This is a genomic window from Kineobactrum salinum (assembly GCF_010669285.1).
GTDB classification, from domain to species: Bacteria; Pseudomonadota; Gammaproteobacteria; order Pseudomonadales; family Halieaceae; genus Kineobactrum; species Kineobactrum salinum.
This window is the reverse complement of record NZ_CP048711.1, coordinates 2,607,979-2,626,881: the sequence shown is the minus strand read 5'-3', so window position 1 is coordinate 2,626,881 and position 18,903 is coordinate 2,607,979. Positions and strand designations below refer to the sequence as shown.

Sequence of the window (18,903 nt, the reverse complement as noted above, 5' to 3'; positions counted from 1 at the left end):
TCTATATATTGAATTTAATTTTTTAGAGGGGCTGTTGGCTGTCACTCTGGAGGCGCAAGTTCAGGCTTAGTATTGAATCCCACTGCAATATCGCTTAGAACACTTCTGGAGTTTCATGCGATTGCAGGAGACCGCTTTCGTGCGAATACCACAGGAAATACCACCAGGAGCAGGCATATCCCTCCATACATTATTATCGTAAACAATACCCCGTCAGCGATGGGGTCCACTCCAAGCTCCTGGGCTGGAAATACAATCGCCTTGATTGCCATTGCCAAGCTCATGTTTCTGAACGTAGCCTCAATGACGATGGCAAGACCATCTCTTAGCGATATACCTGCAATTCTGCTAACTGCCACCGCAGAAACCTGCACTACAATCCCAAATAGAAACATGGAGATAATGCCAATTTCACCGTATGTATTGGCATCCATTCGCCCGCTGCCAATAGCGCCAAGTATTATTCCGAATAGAAACACCAGGCTAATATGGATAACAAACTTTGAGAATTTGGCGCTTCGTTCCGGGCCAGCAAAATGCCGAATCAGCATCCCCGCTGAAAGCGGCATCAGTAACGTGAAAGTTATTTCCCGAAATATTCTCGCTGTCGGCATCTCAAAGTCATCTGGCATATACTGCCCGACCAGCAGTTCCAGCACTAACGGGATGACGAAAAGTGAAGCCACCGTAGTTATTGCGGTCAAGGATATTGATAGGGCAATATTGCCGCGGCCAACTAAAGTTAGAATATTTGACAATGACCCACCAGGAACAGCCGCAATCAATACCAGGCCTACAGCGATTCCAGTTGGAACCGAGAGAGAATTCGCAACTACCAGCGCAATGACGGGTACGCATACCCATTGGAACCCAAGCCCGGTAATCAATCCACGAGGGTTGCGTATTTCCAGTAGAAAATCAGCTATCGAAAGCAATGAACCCATTCCAAGCATAGCCAGAAACAACTGTCCAGACGCGAGGAAGTACTCGTAGCTTGAATAGTTTTGGAAGAACTCTTGAAGCATGATCAATGATCCGGATAGTCTATTGTGCTGTATAGCGAGACAAGGTCTGCGGAGGCAGATTCTTTACTCGGCCTATTAATGGGAGCGGTAGTCATGGACTACCACCTCCAGCTGCTCAACACCAAGCGAAGCACAGGTATGTATACCCAAGCACCTATAGACTAATTTCGAAGTTCAAAGCAATTGTTCTTGGAGCCCCAAGAACATAAGTAGTCGCCAGCGGGTTCAAAATTCCTGGAATGGCGGTATGCGAGAATACTTCATTAGTCAAATTTGTAACCGTCAAGCCTATTGCTGGCCGCAGATACCACGCATCATTCGACACCCTTGCGGACAGGCCCCACAATTCATAGGAAGGCAAACGCCGGGTACCAAGCAAGTCGTTCTTCCGGTCGCCTGAGTACTTGTAATTTGCAGAAAGACTCATCTCAAAATTATTCATGTTGCCTGACCAGCCAATTTCAACCGCAGTTGTTCGCTTTGGCGAAAGGGGAAGCTCGGAACCCTTCTCCACAGTCGATCCACTGGATTGAAAAGCTTCGGTCGTTTCGGACATTATATTGGCATTACTTACTGTCAGCCAAAGCCCATCAGGCACCCATTGTGTATTCTCAGGAACGACGTATTGCAAAGAGTACTCAAGCCCCTGGATTTCAGCGCCTCCCACATTGTCAACATAGTTGAGAGCGGCATCACTTATTTGTACGATTTGAAGGTCGTCCCAGTTAATTTGGAATGCAGTTGCATCAAATCGCAGGGTGCGATCCAACCAATCACTGCGTAAGGCCAGCTCATAGTTCCACAGCGAATCCGAGCCGAATGTGTCAGGGATTCCCTCAGCCTCACGCTCACTAGTTGGTATAGCGTTAGCGCCACCATAACGAAACCCTTCCGATGCACTGGCCCGCAACGAAACATCGTCCTCTATATTCCAGGTGATAGCGACACTTGGGTTGATGCGGTCATCGTCATCACTGAACTTTCTCAAATTTTCTATCGAGCCACTGAAAACGTCGTACACATCACTATCAACGCTCGAGTCCGCATAGCGCAACCCGAGATCCAGATCAATTTTATCGTCTAAAAAGGACTTCCCGATATCCATGAAGAACGCCGTTTCAGTTACATCGACTTCAGCCCTCGAATCCTGAATCGTAGCGAAGTTACCATTGTCCAATGGAACAACCGGGACCCCTGGCACAATGAAGGGCAGGAAAGGAGCGAGGGCCGGCGGTGCCGTTACCACTACAGCCTCTTTCTTGATCTGATCCGCCTCCATTCGGTAAAGGCCAAAGAGATATGACCATCCATTTAAAAATGAGCTGGAAGAAACAATCGGAGAATTGCTTGACCATCTTAGCTCGTAGCTGGTTACATCGGCTTCTGAATCAATGAAATCTTGTTGCGTAATCGCATCTGGAATTATCCCCACGCTCCCAAGTACAGGCACCAGATCAATGTCCCAACTGTAAGTGTTGTCCACCTGACTTACCAAAGCCGTCACAGTGGAAGTCTCGCCCAGATACTCCAGCCGCCCCTCAAATAATTCAACTTCACTCTCACTCGGACCTGGGGATCGCCGAGTAGAAATCGTGTATTCATCCGGGTTGTCTGTAAACGGTGTCTCGGATTCGTTCTCCCATTTCTGGTAAGTACCGGTCAGAACCCACCGATCGCTGAGCTGCCAGTCGGCAATAGCCCTGTATTGCTCGGTGTCAGAGAAGTTGACGTCATTTCTGCCGGAAAAAGTATCGTCAATTTGACCCGGCACATCGTTCCCCGTCGCTGCAAACCGGAATCCGAAGTCTTCAGAGACCGGCACATTCAACATCAACGACTTGGAGATAAAATGGTCATCGGACTCGCTCACGTCACCGTAGGCCATCCTGAGCCTGGCTTCGAATTCGTTGTGATTTACGGAATTGGGAACATAACGAACAGCGCCCGCTAAAGCAGCCCCACCAAAAAGAGTTGCTTGTGGCCCTTTAAGAATTTCAACCGATGACATATCAAATGGATCGAAATCCGCCAATCCGCCTTTGACTGACGGCGGGTTGAGAGATATGTCTCCCAGGAAGCGACCCGTTTCTTCACTCACCACATAGTTCGATACGGTGTTTGCAGCAACGGACCGAATTACAGTCCTGCTATTGGAGTAGGAGACACCAACAGTTCTATCAAACAAACCCTTTACGTCGACGATACCTCTGTCCAACAAGCTGTCACCGGTAAATGCCTCGATACTCATTGGAATATCGCGCACCGATTCCGCTGTTTTTGTCGCTGTGACAATTATCTCTTCCAGTTCCAACTTCTGCGCCGCAGAACCTGGAGAGTGCAATGCCGTGATAGCAGCCAATGTTCCAACGAACGCACCGGTCTTCCCTGTTTTGATTTTAGTGCCGCAGAGTTTCTTATTCATAGTTATCGCTCCTACATCTCGATGTTTTATATCAATCATATTGCCGACCAGGCCGGCCTGGAATCTTTCCGCTTATAGCTACTCGCAACACTACCGGTGACCAACGGCTGAATTGAGCGTTACACGCAGCAAGGAAGCGGGCGGTAGTCGCTCCTAAGTGGTATATAAAGTCTCTATTCTTTTTCTACTGTACCGGCCCGCTCGAAGCAGTTGAGTCGAATAATACAACCACATAGACCTATATGTAAATACTTTATTCTTAATCAGGAATGCGCAGTCGGGCTAGTTACGGATCAAGTCTGCGGCACGCTCTCCAATCATCACCGACGTTGCGTTCGTATGCCCACCGATCAATGTCGGCATAACTGATGCATCGGCGACGCGTAGTCCTTCCAACCCGTGAACTCTCAGTTTTGGGTCCACAACACTCAGCGCATCGACGCCCATTCGACATGTGCACGCCGGATGCTGGGCAGTAACCACGGACGAACGAATGTACTCAGTCAACTTTTCCTGGCTGTTCACAGCATCACCCGGCATGGATTCATCACCTACTAGCGAAGCCATGGACTGAGTTGACATCAGCTCTCTTGTCCAATTTATGGCGTGCCGCAGTAGTTCGACATCGTGATCCGCCTCAAGCAGATTGAACTTTATGGCAGGTGAAACATCTGGGTTGCTTGACTTCAAACGAACAGTGCCTCGGCTTTCCGGCCTTAGCAGGATGTTGTACACAGATAGAAGATCTTCGCTCGGCTTACGAAGCCCAGGGCACCATACTCTAGCTGCCAGATTTGTCGGTATGAGTACATACTCCAGGTCAGGCCTGTTCAGTGCAGGGCTGGACTTGTAGTATGCTACAGAAGAAAGAGGTTGGGTGCTTAAAAAACCTTTGCCGGTAAAAAACCACCGCAGTGCCGACGCTACAATTTGATCAATGCGCGTTTCCCGCCGCACTCGCAATGGATAACGGCTACGGAAAGTCATCGGAACCAGCGGGTGATCCTGAAGGCCAGAACCAACACCTGGCAAGTCAGTCACTATACCAATGTTATGCTCACGCAAATGGTCTGCCGGCCCTACACCAGATAGCATCAGCAATTGCGGAGTTCCGTAAGCACCGCCGCAAAGAATGGTTTCATCTTCACAGAATACTTTTTCCAATTTACCTCTACGGCGATACTCCACACCAGTCACGCGCTTGCGCTCAAACAGCAAACGGGTTACGTGAGCCCCTGTAACTATTGTCAGGTTTGCTCGATCTTGAGCTGGCCGAAGAAATGCTCGAGATGTATTTGAACGATAACCACCCCCAACCGTCAAATCAGGTAATCCAAATCCTTCATGTGATCCTGACTCAAAATCATCTACGACAGGATAGCCCAGCTCATTTGCAGCTTCCCTGTTCGGTTGTACAAACGGATCATCGTTCAGGATACGCGAAACCTGCATGGGACCTGAATCCCCATGCCAATGCGAAGCACCGCGGTCACTACATTCCGACTTCTTGAAATATGGAAGAACCTCATCGAACGACCATCCTTTCGCCCCCATATTCTCCCATTCATCGTAGTCTCGGGTATGACCACGCGAATAGATCATTCCATTGACAGATGAAGACCCGCCCATCACCTTGCCTCTTGGCGTGTGAATAGACCTTGAATGAGCATGCGGTTCCGCTTCTGAACTATAGCCCCAATCAAACAACGCAAGCTGTCGAATCAGCCGAAAGCCCAGCGGCATATCAATCAGCACTTTGTTGTCTTCAGGGCCTGCTTCAAGAAGCAATACAGAGCAGCTGGAATCCTCGCTTAGCCTTGCAGCAAGCGTTGCCCCCCCGATCCACCGCCGACCACGATATAGTCAAAACTTGTCTTCAAATCACCATTCCTTCAGGCCACATTTACCCTGATATCCCGTCCCGTTCGCTGTAACAATCTGTCTGAGTTTCGGGTCCTATAAACTCCGGCAATCCGTTGCCCACTCATAACTCACTACCCCAGTGGACTACTGCCCATCTTCTCTCTCTGCGCAGTGCCGGATCTCAGTAGTCGATTTAGCTTTTCCTGGTCATAGCCAATTTCCTGGAGTATTTCTCGCCCATGCTCTCCAAGGCGTGGCGGTATTCTTGACTTTGGACGTTCTCCGTTGATCAGTATCGGAACACCGGGTGTACAAATACCGCCTATACTCTGGTCGTCATAGCTCTGGAAAAAGTTAACCTCTTCAAGGTGCTGATCCTTTAGCAAATCGTCGAGAGATCGAATTGGAGCAGCAGGAATTCCCAGCTTTTCACACACAGTGAGCCAGTCGAAGGAGTCTCTTTGCAGGAGGTAAGAGGATAGAATTTTATACAACTCATCTATGTGCTGTGTACGATCCCCAATTGAACTGAACCGAGGATCATCTATGAGTTCGCTGGCTCCTACTTCTTTAAAAAATGCACGCCAGTGTGAGTCAGTGTAGGGCATCATGCATACGTATCCATCCCTGGTTCTAAGCGGACGGCGATCCTTTGAAAGTACGCGTGGATAGCCAAGGGGAGCTACCGGTGGATTGAATATATGTCCATATAAGTGTTCAACCAGATTGAAAGCAGTCATGCACTCAAACATCGGGATTTCTACAACTACTCCCTCCCCGCTTGATTGACGTCCGATGATCGCCGAAAGAATAGCAATTGCCGCAATCAGTCCCGTCGTTTTATCAGCAATAATAGAGGGGTAATATCCAGGAACCCCGTTTTGTTTTCCCATGAGGTCTGCGCATCCCGATAAAGCCTGGATAATGTCATCATACGCAGGCTTCCCACCGTAAGGGCCGGATTCTCCAAATCCGTGTAATCCTGCGTAAACCAGCTTGGGGTTTCTTTTCAATAGCTCAACATGCCCAAGCCCGAGTCCAGCCAGCTTCTGCGGACGGATGTTGTGCATAAATACGTCAGCACTGTCGATCAAAGATAGAAGTGCATCTCGACCAGCATCGGTTTTCAGGTCTAGCGCAATACTCCGCTTGTTTCTATTGGTGCTGATGAAAAGCGCCGCCATCCCCTGCTCAATTGCCGGCCCCGTACGCCGGGTAGAATCACCTTCCGGCGCCTCTACCTTGATCACATCAGCGCCCAGATCGCCGAGCCATTGACTTGCCAACGGCCCCATCGCAACTGTCGTCAGATCGATAACACGAATTCCCGAGAGCGGCGCAATCACACCTCCCCCTCCGAAGATGGAGCCCCGGCAATCATGCGCTTTGAGGTGTAACGAAACACTAAAGTGTCTGACTGATTGAAGACGGATATAACAGAATCGACAATAGCTCTTTTAGTACTTGATGTTGGCTTGACTGCCGCTATTTCAACAACAGCATGGATCGTATCGTTCACCCGTACTGGAGCAATGGCTTCCTGTTCACACGATAACATCGCTATACCTGTGCCTCGAATTAGCGATTGAACGATGAATCCTTCTATTAGAGCGTAGGTCAATGCTCCAGGTACCGGGCGCCCCCCATTGGGCTCGATGCCTCGGCGTCCTGGAATGTGCTATCAGTCATTCCCGTCAACGCCACAAACTGAACCAGGTCAGTTTCGGTAACAGTGCGTGTATATGTTCTGAACTTGGCACCGACTGACATGTCCTGCCACCATAGCCCTTGCCCTAGTAGCACAGGGTCATTCGGTCGCTGACTACTTCTTGATTCCAATAACTTCTCCATTTTTATTAATGCACCAGACCTCAAACGGCATCGAACATTCTGAACATGACTTACAGGACACGTTCGCCGTCAACCGTCCATATTGAGCACGACTGTTTTTATCTCAGTAAATGCATCGATAGCAGCCCACCCGCCCTCTCGCCCTATTCCAGATCGCCGGATACCACCCATCGGCGAGTGCGGGCTGCTTGCATATCCGTTTATACCAACTGAGCCACTACGTACTGCTCTGGCAACACGAAAAGCTTTGCTTACATCGGCTGTATATATGCATCCAGCCAAGCCATACTCGCTGTCATTTGCAATAGCGACAGCCTCTTCTTCCGTATCAAAGGGAATAACGCAGAGTACGGGACCAAATATTTCCTCTCTCGCAATCCTCATGTCGTTTTTAACGTCAACGAATAGTGCAGGGTTTATCCAGTTCCCATTCTCCAGTTCACCACCCGGCCTATCACCGCCAAAGCACAAAGTAGCCCCTTCACTTCGGCCACTGTCAATATAGTTGAGAATTCGATTAACCTGTTTTTCTGAAATAATTGGTGCTGTGTTAGTACTTGCATCGAACGGATCACCAAACTTGACGGTTTTCACCTGTTCAGAACAAAAATTGACAAACTCATCAATCTTTGACCGGTGAACGATAGCGCGACTTGGGGTGGAGCAGATCTGCCCCGACAAGAAGGTCGAACAAAGCCCCATCAACGATTTTGCCGCAACCTCAATACTGCGAGCGTCGTCGAAAACTATTCCTGCACTCTTACCGCCAAGCTCAAGTGATACCCGCTTCATATTCTGGCCGCTGCTTGCAAGAATCTGTTCCCCGACAGACGCACTTCCGGTGAACGAAACTTTATCCACATCGGGGTGCGACGAAAGCGCAGCGCCCGCCCTGGAACCACCAGTAATGAAGTTGAAGACCCCCGGGGGAAGGTCACTGTCCGCGAATATTTCAGCCATCCGGCTTACCGCGATATTTGTATATTCAGAGGGTTTAACTACAATCGTGCATCCACTCGCCAGAGCGGCTCCCACTTTCGTCGCAAACATTGCCAGAGGCGCGTTGAATGCGATAATTGCCGCAGCCACTCCTATCGGCTCTCGAAAAGACAGATACTGCAGGTTCGCTTCTGCGGTGAACTGGGGGTAAGTCTCGCCAGTGATTTTGTCGCACCAACCCGCATAATGATCCAGAATGTCCGCTGCCGCCTTCCCGGATAGCCTCGAATGACGGCTGAACCTGTATGGCGTACCATTATCCAGGGTTTGGAGTAAGGCCAGTTCCTCTTCCGCCTGGTATACGCGTTCGATTAGTGGTTGCAGTATTCTCTTGCGGTCATGCGCCGGCATTCGAGGCCAGGGCCTTTATCAAACGCCTCGCGGGCAGCACTGACTGCGGCATTCACATCGCGCTCCCCGGCCTCAACGAACTCATTCATGACCACATTATTTGCCGGATGCAGTTGCTGAAATCGATCACCCGCTCCCCGAACCCACTCACCCTGAATATAGAGTCTTCCCGGAGATAGTTTCGACTGTTCCAAAACCGACTGCAGACTAAGTTTCAATTGACGCTCCACTCTCACTGGGGACCATGTATGGCGGGGGCGTAGAGATTCTCTATTCTTTTTCTACTGTACCGGCCCGCTCGAAGCAGTTGAGCCGGATGATACAACCACAAGAACCTATATGTAAATACTACATTCTTGATTAGGAATGCAAGGCTCGAAACCACTGGGTGATCCTGAAGGCCAGAACCGACGCCTGGCAAGTCAGTCACTATGCTTGCAGGGCCCCCAGGAACTCCTGTAGATTTGGGCTTTGCGGTCAGGCGAAATTCGAGCCAGGTCAATATTTTTATATTTTTCAAAGTATTAAGGTGATATGGAAGCATGCCTGCAGTGGTATACCCCTCACTGCACGCCGTTGACTCGAGCCTCGCAGAAGATGGGGTAGAACGCCCTGCCGCCTGCCGCCTGTCAGCTTATATCGACCTGCGCACCCATCGCCCCCCACGCATGATTACCGGCATTTTCCCTGCGTGCTGGAAAACGGACAGATCGTCCAGGGGATTGGAATCGAGCACGATCATATCGGCAATTGCGCCGGCGGAGATTTCTCCCACTTCCCCGGCCAGTTGCGCTATCTCGGCATTGATTGACGTCGCTGATCTCAAGACATCCAGCGGTTTGCTGACCTCTCCCCGCAATTCAAATTCCCGGCTTTGGAAGTAGTGGTTTTCGGTGCCGAAGATGTCGGTCCCCAGGCCCAGTTTCACCCCGGCACGCTGGCAGTTTTCGATACTCTGGAGGCATTTTGACCAGAGCGGTTTCATTTTTTCCAGGCTTTCGGGGTGCATGCCCAACTGAGGGCCCAGATCAAGCACTACTCTCATCACCGCCAGGGTAGGCACCACGTAGCAATCGCCCCTGCGGGCTATCAGTTCAGCGGTTTCCGCCCCTATCTCGGTACCGTGGTCAATGGAGCGCACACCGGCGGCGGCACTGCGCCGGGCGCCATCGTCGGTATGACAATGCACGACCACGTATTTGCGGCGCGAACCTGCTTCTTCGACCGCGGCCCGAAGCTCCTCGTCCGTATACTGCGGCATCCAGACGGGGTCGGAGGGTGAGGTAACACCCCCCGACACAAAGACCTTGATATGATGGGCGCCTTTGTGAAGCTCTTCCCGGCAAACTTTGCGAATCTGGTCCACGCCGTCCACCACCTGGCAAATGACACCCGAGTAGGCACAGCCACACAGTTCCACCTCATCGTGCCGTCGCATGTCGCCGTGTCCGCCGGTTTGGGACAGCGCTCTGCCGCCGAAAAGAAACCGGGGACCGTTGATCAAGCCCTGCTCGACGGCCAGCGCCAATCCTATATCACCGCCGCCTGGGTCACGGACAGTGGTGAAACCTCGCTGCAGGGCTCCCTCAAGTATGCGCACGGCATTGCTGACCAGCAGCGCCCTGGGCATTCGGTCGAGCCGGCTCATGTTGAAACTGGGGGAATAGCCGTGAAAGTGCAGGTCCAGCAGGCCTGGCATCAAGAATCGTCCATCCAGGTCCAGCACTTCCGCACCGTCAATTGTCACCGCGTGATCCGCGACTTCGCGAATTCTATCGTCCTCCACAACGACGCTGCCGCCTTCGACCAGGTCTTCGTTGATGCCGTCAAAGATAACGGCATTCTGCAGAATCTTGATTGAACTCATATGGCCTTCTATCACTGTACCCGGGATTCGACAGCCGGATGGTACAAGGCTTCAACCGCGCGCGCACCTGTCGCTGTGGAACGTGGTTAGTAGAGATTTGTCCGGTTTCTGTAGCACATGAGTTGTCCGGCCTTTGGCTGGTCCCGGGAGCCGGAGCGGCGACAGGCCTTTTGCTTCCCGGTCCCCGCCGTTATCATGGTGAAAACACCGGTCAACGATTCCCAGCCAACGGAACTCGCCAAGCTGGTACGGACGCTGGAAAATTCCGCGACAGCCGGACAATCGGGCTGGATCGCAGGAGCCATACAGGGAGGACATTGCCTCATGACCGAAAATACCGAGTACACCCCACCAAGGGTCTGGAGTTGGGAAAAGGACAATGGTGGCCGCTTTGCCAGCATCAACCGGCCTGTCGCCGGGCCGACCCACGAGCGCGAGCTGCCCGTGGGCAAGCACCCGTTGCAGCTGTATTCCCTGGCCACCCCCAATGGCGTCAAAGTCACGATAATGCTTGAGGAGCTGCTGGCGCTGGGCGAGTCCGGCGCGGAGTACGATGCGCACCTGATCCAGATCATGGAGGGCGACCAGTTCGGTTCGGGCTTTGTGGCCATCAACCCCAATTCCAAGATTCCCGCGCTGCTCGATCGCAGTGCTGCGACGCCGGTGCGGGTATTCGAGTCCGGCGCGATCCTGGTCTACCTGGCGGAGAAGTTCGGCGCCTTCCTGCCCACCGAGCGGGGCCAACGCGCAGAGTGCCTGTCCTGGCTGTTCTGGCAGATGGGCGCCACCCCCTTCCTCGGTGGCGGCTTCGGCCACTTCTACGCCTATGCCCCGGTAAAGCTGGAATACCCGATCAACCGCTTTGCGCTGGAAGTGAAGCGCCAACTGGACCTGCTGGACCGCAACCTGGCGTCCCGCCGCTATCTGGGCGGCGACGAATACACCATTGCCGACATGGCCACCTATCCCTGGTACGGTGGCCTGGTGCTGGACAATATCTACGAGGCCGCAGAGTTCCTGGACGTGGAATCCTATACCCACCTCAACCGCTGGGCCCGCGACATTCAGGCCCGCCCGGCAGTACAGCGGGGGCGGCGGGTCAACCGGATCTGGGGTCCGGAAGAGGAGCAGGTCCCCGAGCGGCACGACGCCAGCGACCTCGACCTGTAGCACGGCGCGAGCGGGACCCGGCGTCAGCGCCTGCGCGGGCGCTGAAGTTGCGGCACTAAATGTGTCGGCAAGCCGGCCCGCGGCCATTATAATGCGCGGATTTACCGGCTACTGGACACTCCCTATGGGTCGCGCCTATCAGAACCGCAAAGACTCCATCGCCAAGACCTCCGACGCCAAGGCCCGCGTGTACAGCAGGTATGCCCGGGAAATCTACGTCACCGCCAAGTCCGGTGGCGGCGATCCGGTGGGCAATCTCGCGCTGCGCAGCCTGATCGAACGCGCCAAGAAGGACCAGGTACCCAGCCACGTCATCGACAAGGCGCTGGACAAGGCACGCGGTGGCGGTGGCGAGGATTTCGCGGTGGCCCGCTACGAGGGCTTCGGTCCCGGCGGCTGCGCGGTGATCGTCGACTGTCTGACGGATAACCCCAACCGCACCTTCGGCGACGTCCGGCTCTGCTTCACCAAGAGCAAATGCAAGCTGGGCACTCCGGGCAGCGTCAGCCACCTGTTCGATCACAGCGCCATTCTCGTTTTCAGCGGCAGCGAAGAAGAAGCTGCACTGGAAGCACTGCTGCTGGCCGACGTGGAGGTAACGGATATCGAGAGCGAGGACGGTATGGTCAGCGTGTTCGTACCCCATACGGAGCACTTCAAGGCCAGGCAGGCGCTGCAGGACTCACTGGGCAACGTCGAATTCGAAGTCGACGAAGTCCAGTTCGTGCCCCAGAACACCGTGATTCTGGGCGAGGAGGAAAGTGCCTCGCTGGAGAAGCTGCTGGATCTGCTCAACTACCTGGATGACGTGCAGAACGTCTATCACAGCGCCGCCAGCTAGTATTCCTTCAAGATGAATGGCACTTACTTTGGCGATTGGGTGTCTATAATCCGGTCACTACTGCCGGAGAGTACTTTCGAGACCCGCCGTTAACCCGTCCGTGGGGGCTCGGATGCAGCATCCCTGCTGCATACGGTCTCGAAAGTACTCTCCGGCAGTAGCGCCCTCACACCGAATCAGACCCCGCCGCCACAGCGATACAGCGCGGGATTGCGAATCGACAGGTTGCCGTTTGCCTGGTGCACAAAGCCGACCCGCATGCGGGTGGCATCCTCGGGTACGCGAAAAGTCAGCGTGACCGGCAGCCAGTCGGTGTGGCCCAGGCGCGGTTCGTTTTCCAGGGTGCTGCTGTAGACCAGGCTGTCGCCGCCCAGAACCGGATCCATGTTGCCCCAGATCAGCACCTGCTGGCCACCGCCGGCCACGGAGGAACCATCCAGCCCCTCGGTGTCCAGCGCCAGCTTCAACTCTGCCCGGAACAGCAGTTCCTGTCCGCGCAATGACCGCGCCGCGGGGGACTGCGCCAGACTGAACCAGGGCTGAGTGCCGATTTTTTCGATCGTCAGTTCCCCGTTGCTGACCGAGGTCTCGAAGGACGGTTCGCCGGCGTGCTGGGAGCCCCGCCAGGGCTGCATCCGGCCGTTCTCGGCAGAGAAGCTGGGGTTCACCAGCAGGTTGTCGGTCTCGTCACAATGGGAGGCTTGCCCTCCGGGGATGGTGGCACCCTGCTGGCAACCCGCCAGCAGTACGAGCAGTATCAGAATCGCGAGCTTCATGGATGATCTTCATTCCTGCAGTCTGTTTGGAAGAAGGGCACTCTCGCGCGAGAATTCGGTGAAGGCAAGCAAAATCGCGCCATTGCCGCATCTCTGGTCTGAGCGGCAGGCATGGCTGTGTACTCTCAGGCGCCTGGACAGCGCTACAACTGGTCGATCCATCGCCCCACCAGCTCACTGCCCATCTCGTCCACCCGGTGGCTGGACAGGGGCGGCATCGCCTGGCTGTCGCGGCGCAGCATGCGCTGCCACAGGATACTGTGATCCCGCTCGCCCGGCACGATGATGCGCGCATCCACAGAATACAGACCACCGCTCTGCGGCATTTCATTCACTGCATTCATCGCCGCCAGATCAATGCCGGCACGCAGGTCCAGATCCACCGGGGTCGGCCCGTTGGGGCGGTGGCAGTGGGCGCAATTGACATCGAGGTAGGCGCGGGCCCGGTCACTGACAGAGGCAGCACTGTCTTCTGGCCCCGCAAAAGCCGGGTACTGGCTCGCGGCGCCGATGTCCTGGCTGAACAACTGGATGTTGTTCCAGCTGCGCAGCTGATTGTCCACCGTGCCATCGTAGTCGAAGTTTCCATTGAGTTGCGCGCTGCGAATCCCCAGTACCCGGCCCGCCGCGGCGGTGTGGCAGCGCAGGCAGTCGCTGCGGCCAGGGTAGGTATACAACTGCTCGCGCTGGACACCGGCGCTGTTGCGAAGGGTCAACTGCTGCGTTTCCCGTCCGGACAGCAGGACGGCGTCCTGCTGCGCCTCGTCCCAGCGATAGGTAAAGCCGCGCCAGCCGCCCTCACCATTGACCAGAACCCGGGTCTCCAGGCGCCGCAAGGATTGTGGGTCGGCTTCGTCCAGCAGGATCTCGAAGTGCTTGACGATCACCGTCCCGGCGGGAAAATCCCAGGAGTCCGCTGCGGAAAAGGTGATCCGGCTGTTGCCGGGCAAGCCGATCCAGCGCCGCTTGGACGCGCCGTCCGACCAGAAAGGATGGTTTACGGCGTATTCGACCAGGCCGTCCGCCGGCGCCAGCTGTACCAGATCGGTGAAGAGGCCGGTTTTCGACAGCCGGTCGGGGATCTCTCCGCCACCGGTCTCGGTAAAGCCGAACAGGCCGCCCTGCCGCGAAACTACAAATACTTCTCCAGCATGATCCTCTCCCAGTGAAGTGGGGGTATCGGCGGTCGCGATAACCTGGTTGCTGAGCACACGCTCGCCGTCGTAATCCAGCGCCCAGACGGTACCCGAGCCGAAGTCGGTGTAGATATAGTGCCCCAGCAGGGAGGGCAGTGCCGAGCCCCGGTACACATAGCCACCAATCACGGCGATACCCTCGGCCCGGCCGTATTCGAACACCGGCGGGGTGAACGCGTTGTCCGGCAACATGTTGGCGCTGCCGTCGAAACGCTGCGTGCCCTCGAACACCCGCCAGCCCAGGTTGTCACCCGCGCGGACAATATCGATTTCCTCCAGCGCGCCCTGCCCCACATCCCCCAGCCACAGCTCCCCGGTTGCACGATCAAAGGAGAACCGGTATGGATTGCGCAGGCCATAGGCCCAGATCTCGTCGCGGACTGCCGGATCATCTACAAACGGGTTGTCCAATGGCACTGCATAGGGCAGGGCGGGATCCGCGGGATGGACGTCGATGCGCAACAGGCTGCCCAGCAGCGTAGTGGTATCCTGGCCATTGTTGCGGGGATCACCGCCGCCACCCCCGTCCCCCAGCGCGATATACAGCATGTCGTCGGGCCCGAAGGCCAACATGCCACCATTGTGGTTGGCGAAGGGCTGCGCCACTTCCAGGATGATCTTCTCACTGGCGGGATCCACAAGGTCCGACTGCACCGGCCAGTGGAACCGGGAAATCACCGAGCGCCGCGGCTCGGCCGCGCTGTAATGCAGGTAGATATAGCGGTTGCCGGCAAAGTCCGGGTCGAATGCCAGTCCCAGCAGGCCCTGCTCGCCCGCGAACAAAACCCGCTGCTCCAGATTCAGTACGGTGCGCTTGCTGGCCACCGTGTCCGCCTGCTCGAAGACTTCAAGCCGCCCCGACTGCCGCACTACCGCCAGCCGGTCCTCGCCGGGAACCGCAGCCAGGAACAGGGCGCCGGGGAAATTCAGCGCCGGATAGCGCTGCCTCAGTGACAGGCTGCCCGGCGACACCGGTTCTCCCGGCAGTGACAGCGGTGCCAGAGATTCCCGCTCGGTCAGCCCGAAGGGCTCACCTGGCGGCGGTGGCTGCGGCGCCCCGGGCGGCCCTTCATCCCCGCCGGAACCACCGCCACAGGCGCCGGCAAATGCCAGTATCAGCACGGGGATGAGCTTGAATATCCGGACCATGGGCGCCTCTCACACCGGCAATGTCAGCGGGATTCAGTGTACAGGAAACCTCCCCCGCCCGGAGGCGGGAGAGGAGAGGTCGGCCACGCGAAGCCTACTGGGCCGTGAACAGCAGTGCCTCGGTGTCGGCGGTGGCGCCGCCCGCGCACCGGCCCCGCGGTCGCCATTGGTGAACAGCATCACACCGTGTTCCGGTGTATTGCCCACGAATTCACCAAAGTCGTAGACCGTCAGGACCCCCCTGCCACGTCCGGAAATGTCCACCGGCTCTGCGAAGTAGCGCTCACCGAGCGGTGTGATCGTGAGGCCGGTGACTTCATCGCCTGGACCACCAAAGTAGAAGTCCTGGGCCAGTACCGACACATCCACCGGAGTGGCCAGCAGATCACTGTCACTCATGCCGATCTGTTCGGCACAGATCGTCAATACCGTATTGGCGGTATTGGTGGCGTGCTCGGCGAAGAAGAATGCGCTGGCATCCCCTGTCTCGTTGTCCACTACCCACGACAACTGGCGGCCGTCGGTGATGGTGTCCAGTCCAGACAGGTCCCGGTTGAGGACGATGTAATCCACCTCACCGTCGCGGTCGGTATCCAGCAGCACCTGGTGGCTGACCGGCAACAGGTGCTGCTGCCGTTCCCAGGTGTTGATCGCGAAGGTCCAGAGGAATGACGCCTCGGCCGAGCAGAAGCCGGCGGGAACCGGGATTGTATTGACCCCGACTGCGCGGAGGTCCGGTGTCGGTGATTGTTCGCCCACACCACCCGAGGGCAAATCGTCACTGAGTGCGATCAGGCTGTAGGCATCGTTCTGCGCTGTGCCCATGCCGATGTTGTTCACCCTGATCTCGTCGATACCGTCCTTGAAGGTCAACACCTGACGCCCCTTGACATTGGCCGCCTTGCGCGGCAGCACATGCCAGGGAACCTGGATCGGGTCCATGCCATCGTCGAACACCAGGTAGCCATCGTACTCGTTGAGCGTCAGCGGAGCGGGGTTGGCGCCCTCGCTGCCCGAGTTCATCGCGTTGCCCGGCAGGCGGTCACCGTGGATGGTCAACTTCACGTTCACCGACCCGGTCTGGCCTGCGTCCACCTCTATACTGCTGGAAGAGAGCTCCACGGCTACCGCATCCGTCGCCGCATCATTGGCGTAGCGGAATTCGGACGCCACGCTGTAGGTCCTGGCCTGGTTCGAGTAGTTGCGGACATTGACCGTCCGGTTCAGCGTCACGACGCTCTTGTCCACGTCGATGAAACCGAAGCTCAAGGCCCCCTGGAGGGTCGCTGCATCCCAGGCGGACACCGGGGAATTGTAGGCCCTGTCCACCCGCAGTTCGCCACCGCCGATGCGGGAAATCGGCGCCAGCCCGCTGACCGGATCGGTATCGATATCGGTTTCTCCCGTATTCATCAGCCGCGCCTTCACCTCCGCCGGTGTCAGCCCGGGCTCGCTCTGCATCAGCAGCGCGGCGGCCCCGGAGACCATCGGCGCTGCGCCGGAGGTGCCGCCGAACGGCCCGGTGTCGGCGCCGGAGCCCGCGATGGCGGATACCGATGCGCCGGGAGCCCCGATCTCCGGCTTGATCAGCGTGGTCGATTCATGCTGGGGCCCGCGCGAAGAGCTGCCGACCATCTGGCCGACCAGCGGCACACCCTTGGCCGGGTCCACCGTCACCTCATCGCCGACACTGGCCTTGAAGATATTGGCGTTGGCCTGGCTGATCATGTAACCCGGAATATCGATAGGCCGGTCACCGCCATCACCGCCGACGAAGGGATCGCTGCTGTCCACCAGGCCGATGATGCCCACGATGCCTCCGGCATCACCGACATTCTTCACCTTCAGCGTGAAATTGCAGGCTCCGCGATCAATCAACACCACCAGGCCCGCGAGGCTGTCCGGTGCGAACGGATCGCAACCCTCGAGATTGCCGCCGGCGCCATCCCCGTATTGCAGCTCACCGCTGATCACGCCGGTCGGCTCCTGCGACCAGGGCTGGAACACCGCCGGGTAGTCGACCCCGTTCAGGGTCAGGAAGGGCTGGATCGCGGAGGGCACCTGGGTCTGGGCCACCGACAGCGCGGTGGGGGCCGCCGCCGGCGTACCATTGACGTACGGCTTGTTGCCGCCATTGCCGGCCGATGCCACCGTCAGGATGCCCAGTGCAGAGGCGTTGTCGACCGCTGCCGCGAGATCGTCGTCAAAGGGCTGGCCGTAGTTGGAGCCCAGCGACATGTTGATGATGTCCACGGCATCCGACAGGTCGCCATCGCCATTGGGATCCGCCGCATATTCGATAGCCTGGATCAACGCGATACCCGAACAGGACGTGGCCACCGCGCTGCAGACCTTGACCGCATACAGCTCCGCTCCCGGAGCCATGCCGTTGACGCCGGCGATGATGTCGGCGACATGACTGCCGTGACCATCGAAATCGATGGGATCGTCGTCCGGCGCGAGATCGCCGAAAGTCGGCCACAGCTCGCCGACAAAATCGTGGCCTTCCACCACCTTGGCGGTGGGGAACAATCCGTCCCGGCTGGTATTGGCCGGATCGTCGATGTCCGTGCCCCAGGCCGCCTCGTAGGCCTCGAGGGTACCCTCGCCGCCGAGCGCGGCGTGGGTATAGTCGATACCGGAATCCAGCACCGCCACCCTGATATTGCTGCCGTCCACGCCCAACTGCTGGACCGCGGCGGCGCCGACGTAGGGAACGGTTTCGGCCAGATGCTGCTCATAGTTCTTTACCCGGTTGATGCTGAAGACGTCCGGGTCGCGTGCCAGTTGCTCGATATCAGCGGCATCGACTTCCATGAAGACCGCGTTGACGACCACCTGCGTCTGGGCGATCACCCTGCCGCCGGGCGCGGCTTTGCTGGCCCGGTCGATGAACTTCTTCTGCTCATCCTTCACCTTCTGCTTGTAGGATTTGCGGCTCGCAGCCGACTTGTCGCGCATGCGCGCCACCGGCTCCTCCTGCAGGCGCACGATCACCTGCTGGCGGCCACTGGCACCGCGCAGTGCTGCATCGACCGGTTGTCGCGCGCGGCGTTCCGTGGTGATCGCGGTATCGAGTTTGCGCTGGGTGAGATGGGCAGGCACTTGATCCGCAGCACGCTGCTGCATCATCCGGTCAGCGGTACCGTTTTCCGTTTGCCCCACCGCGGTTGCATTGCCCACGAGGCCGGCTACAGCCACGCTGACCGCAGCCGCCAGGGTCATCGTTTTGATCGCCATTGCAGTTCTCCAGATTCTTGTTGTGAGGATGACGGCGGCAGGCGCCGTCGGACTTAATCAGATTAGTACAATGAGGCAATGCCGCCAGTCACGAGGCCGACACTGTGAAAAATACCGATTGATTGCGCTGCCGGATCAGCTCGGGAGGGGGCA

At 56.6% G+C, this 18,903-nt stretch carries 12 protein-coding genes; 2 read left to right on the top strand and 10 right to left on the bottom strand.

Translation table 11 applies throughout. The annotated features are described in order from the left end of the window. Positions 1-113: 113 nt before the first annotated feature. From G3T16_RS11465 to G3T16_RS11440, 7 genes are all read right to left on the bottom strand, one after another. On the bottom strand, positions 114-1,025 hold the full coding sequence (locus G3T16_RS11465) for a bile acid:sodium symporter family protein (RefSeq protein ID WP_163495385.1): 912 nt from the start codon (positions 1,023-1,025) through the stop codon (positions 114-116). Positions 1,026-1,179: 154 nt separating this feature from the next. Further along, positions 1,180-3,447: a TonB-dependent receptor gene (locus tag G3T16_RS11460; protein WP_163495384.1), complete on the bottom strand. Its 2,268-nt coding sequence runs from the start codon at positions 3,445-3,447 to the stop codon at positions 1,180-1,182. 282 nt (positions 3,448-3,729) lie between these two features. Then, positions 3,730-5,235, bottom strand: a complete 1,506-nt coding sequence (locus tag G3T16_RS11455) for a GMC family oxidoreductase (RefSeq protein ID WP_197911651.1) — start codon at positions 5,233-5,235, stop codon at positions 3,730-3,732. Between the two features lie 206 nt (positions 5,236-5,441). Next, a complete protein-coding gene (locus G3T16_RS11450; protein ID WP_197911650.1) occupies positions 5,442-6,656 on the bottom strand; it encodes a CaiB/BaiF CoA transferase family protein in 1,215 nt (404 codons plus the stop codon). A 574-nt stretch (positions 6,657-7,230) separates the two neighbouring features. Next, entirely contained in the window at positions 7,231-8,511 is a 1,281-nt protein-coding gene (locus G3T16_RS11445) for an aldehyde dehydrogenase family protein (protein ID WP_197911649.1), read from the bottom strand. Next, positions 8,472-8,729, bottom strand: a complete 258-nt coding sequence (locus G3T16_RS21120) for a hypothetical protein (protein ID WP_197911648.1) — start codon at positions 8,727-8,729, stop codon at positions 8,472-8,474. Before G3T16_RS21120 ends, G3T16_RS11445 begins: the two co-directional genes overlap by 40 nt. Positions 8,730-9,145: 416 nt before the next feature. Next, positions 9,146-10,378, bottom strand: coding sequence for a metal-dependent hydrolase family protein (locus tag G3T16_RS11440; protein ID WP_163495383.1), 1,233 nt, complete (start codon positions 10,376-10,378; stop codon positions 9,146-9,148). A 324-nt stretch (positions 10,379-10,702) separates the two neighbouring features. Between G3T16_RS11440 and yghU the strand changes: the two genes are divergently transcribed. Beyond that, complete coding sequence (gene yghU, locus G3T16_RS11435) at positions 10,703-11,548, top strand: glutathione-dependent disulfide-bond oxidoreductase (protein ID WP_163495382.1); 846 nt, start codon at positions 10,703-10,705, stop codon at positions 11,546-11,548. 124 nt (positions 11,549-11,672) lie between these two features. Beyond that, a complete protein-coding gene (locus G3T16_RS11430) occupies positions 11,673-12,389 on the top strand; it encodes a YebC/PmpR family DNA-binding transcriptional regulator (protein ID WP_163495381.1) in 717 nt (238 codons plus the stop codon). Positions 12,390-12,565: 176 nt separating this feature from the next. On the opposite strand, the gene G3T16_RS11425 is transcribed toward G3T16_RS11430, so the two are convergent. The 3 genes from G3T16_RS11425 to G3T16_RS11415 all read right to left on the bottom strand — a co-directional run bounded on the left by G3T16_RS11425 (position 12,566) and on the right by G3T16_RS11415 (position 18,750). After that, positions 12,566-13,165 (bottom strand): hypothetical protein, encoded by a 600-nt coding sequence (locus G3T16_RS11425; RefSeq protein WP_163495380.1) that lies wholly within the window; start codon positions 13,163-13,165, stop codon positions 12,566-12,568. A gap of 143 nt (positions 13,166-13,308) precedes the next feature. Continuing rightward, entirely contained in the window at positions 13,309-15,510 is a 2,202-nt protein-coding gene (locus tag G3T16_RS11420) for a PQQ-dependent sugar dehydrogenase (protein ID WP_163495379.1), read from the bottom strand. 33 nt (positions 15,511-15,543) lie between these two features. Continuing rightward, on the bottom strand, positions 15,544-18,750 hold the full coding sequence (locus tag G3T16_RS11415; protein WP_163495378.1) for a S8 family serine peptidase: 3,207 nt from the start codon (positions 18,748-18,750) through the stop codon (positions 15,544-15,546). Positions 18,751-18,903: the final 153 nt, after the last annotated feature.

What these genes read in the sequence shown, in the direction of transcription:
- G3T16_RS11465 (WP_163495385.1), bottom strand. Translation starts at nt 1,025, where the DNA reads ATGCTTCAAGAGTTCTTCCAAAACTATTCAAGCTACGAGTACTTCCTC.
- G3T16_RS11460 (WP_163495384.1), bottom strand. Translation starts at nt 3,447, where the DNA reads ATGAATAAGAAACTCTGCGGCACTAAAATCAAAACAGGGAAGACCGGT.
- G3T16_RS11445 (WP_197911649.1), bottom strand. Translation starts at nt 8,511, where the DNA reads ATGCCGGCGCATGACCGCAAGAGAATACTGCAACCACTAATCGAACGC.
- G3T16_RS11440 (WP_163495383.1), bottom strand. Translation starts at nt 10,378, where the DNA reads ATGAGTTCAATCAAGATTCTGCAGAATGCCGTTATCTTTGACGGCATC.
- yghU (WP_163495382.1), top strand. Translation starts at nt 10,703, where the DNA reads ATGACCGAAAATACCGAGTACACCCCACCAAGGGTCTGGAGTTGGGAA.
- G3T16_RS11430 (WP_163495381.1), top strand. Translation starts at nt 11,673, where the DNA reads ATGGGTCGCGCCTATCAGAACCGCAAAGACTCCATCGCCAAGACCTCC.
- G3T16_RS11425 (WP_163495380.1), bottom strand. Translation starts at nt 13,165, where the DNA reads ATGAAGCTCGCGATTCTGATACTGCTCGTACTGCTGGCGGGTTGCCAG.
- G3T16_RS11420 (WP_163495379.1), bottom strand. Translation starts at nt 15,510, where the DNA reads ATGGTCCGGATATTCAAGCTCATCCCCGTGCTGATACTGGCATTTGCC.
- G3T16_RS11415 (WP_163495378.1), bottom strand. Translation starts at nt 18,750, where the DNA reads ATGGCGATCAAAACGATGACCCTGGCGGCTGCGGTCAGCGTGGCTGTA.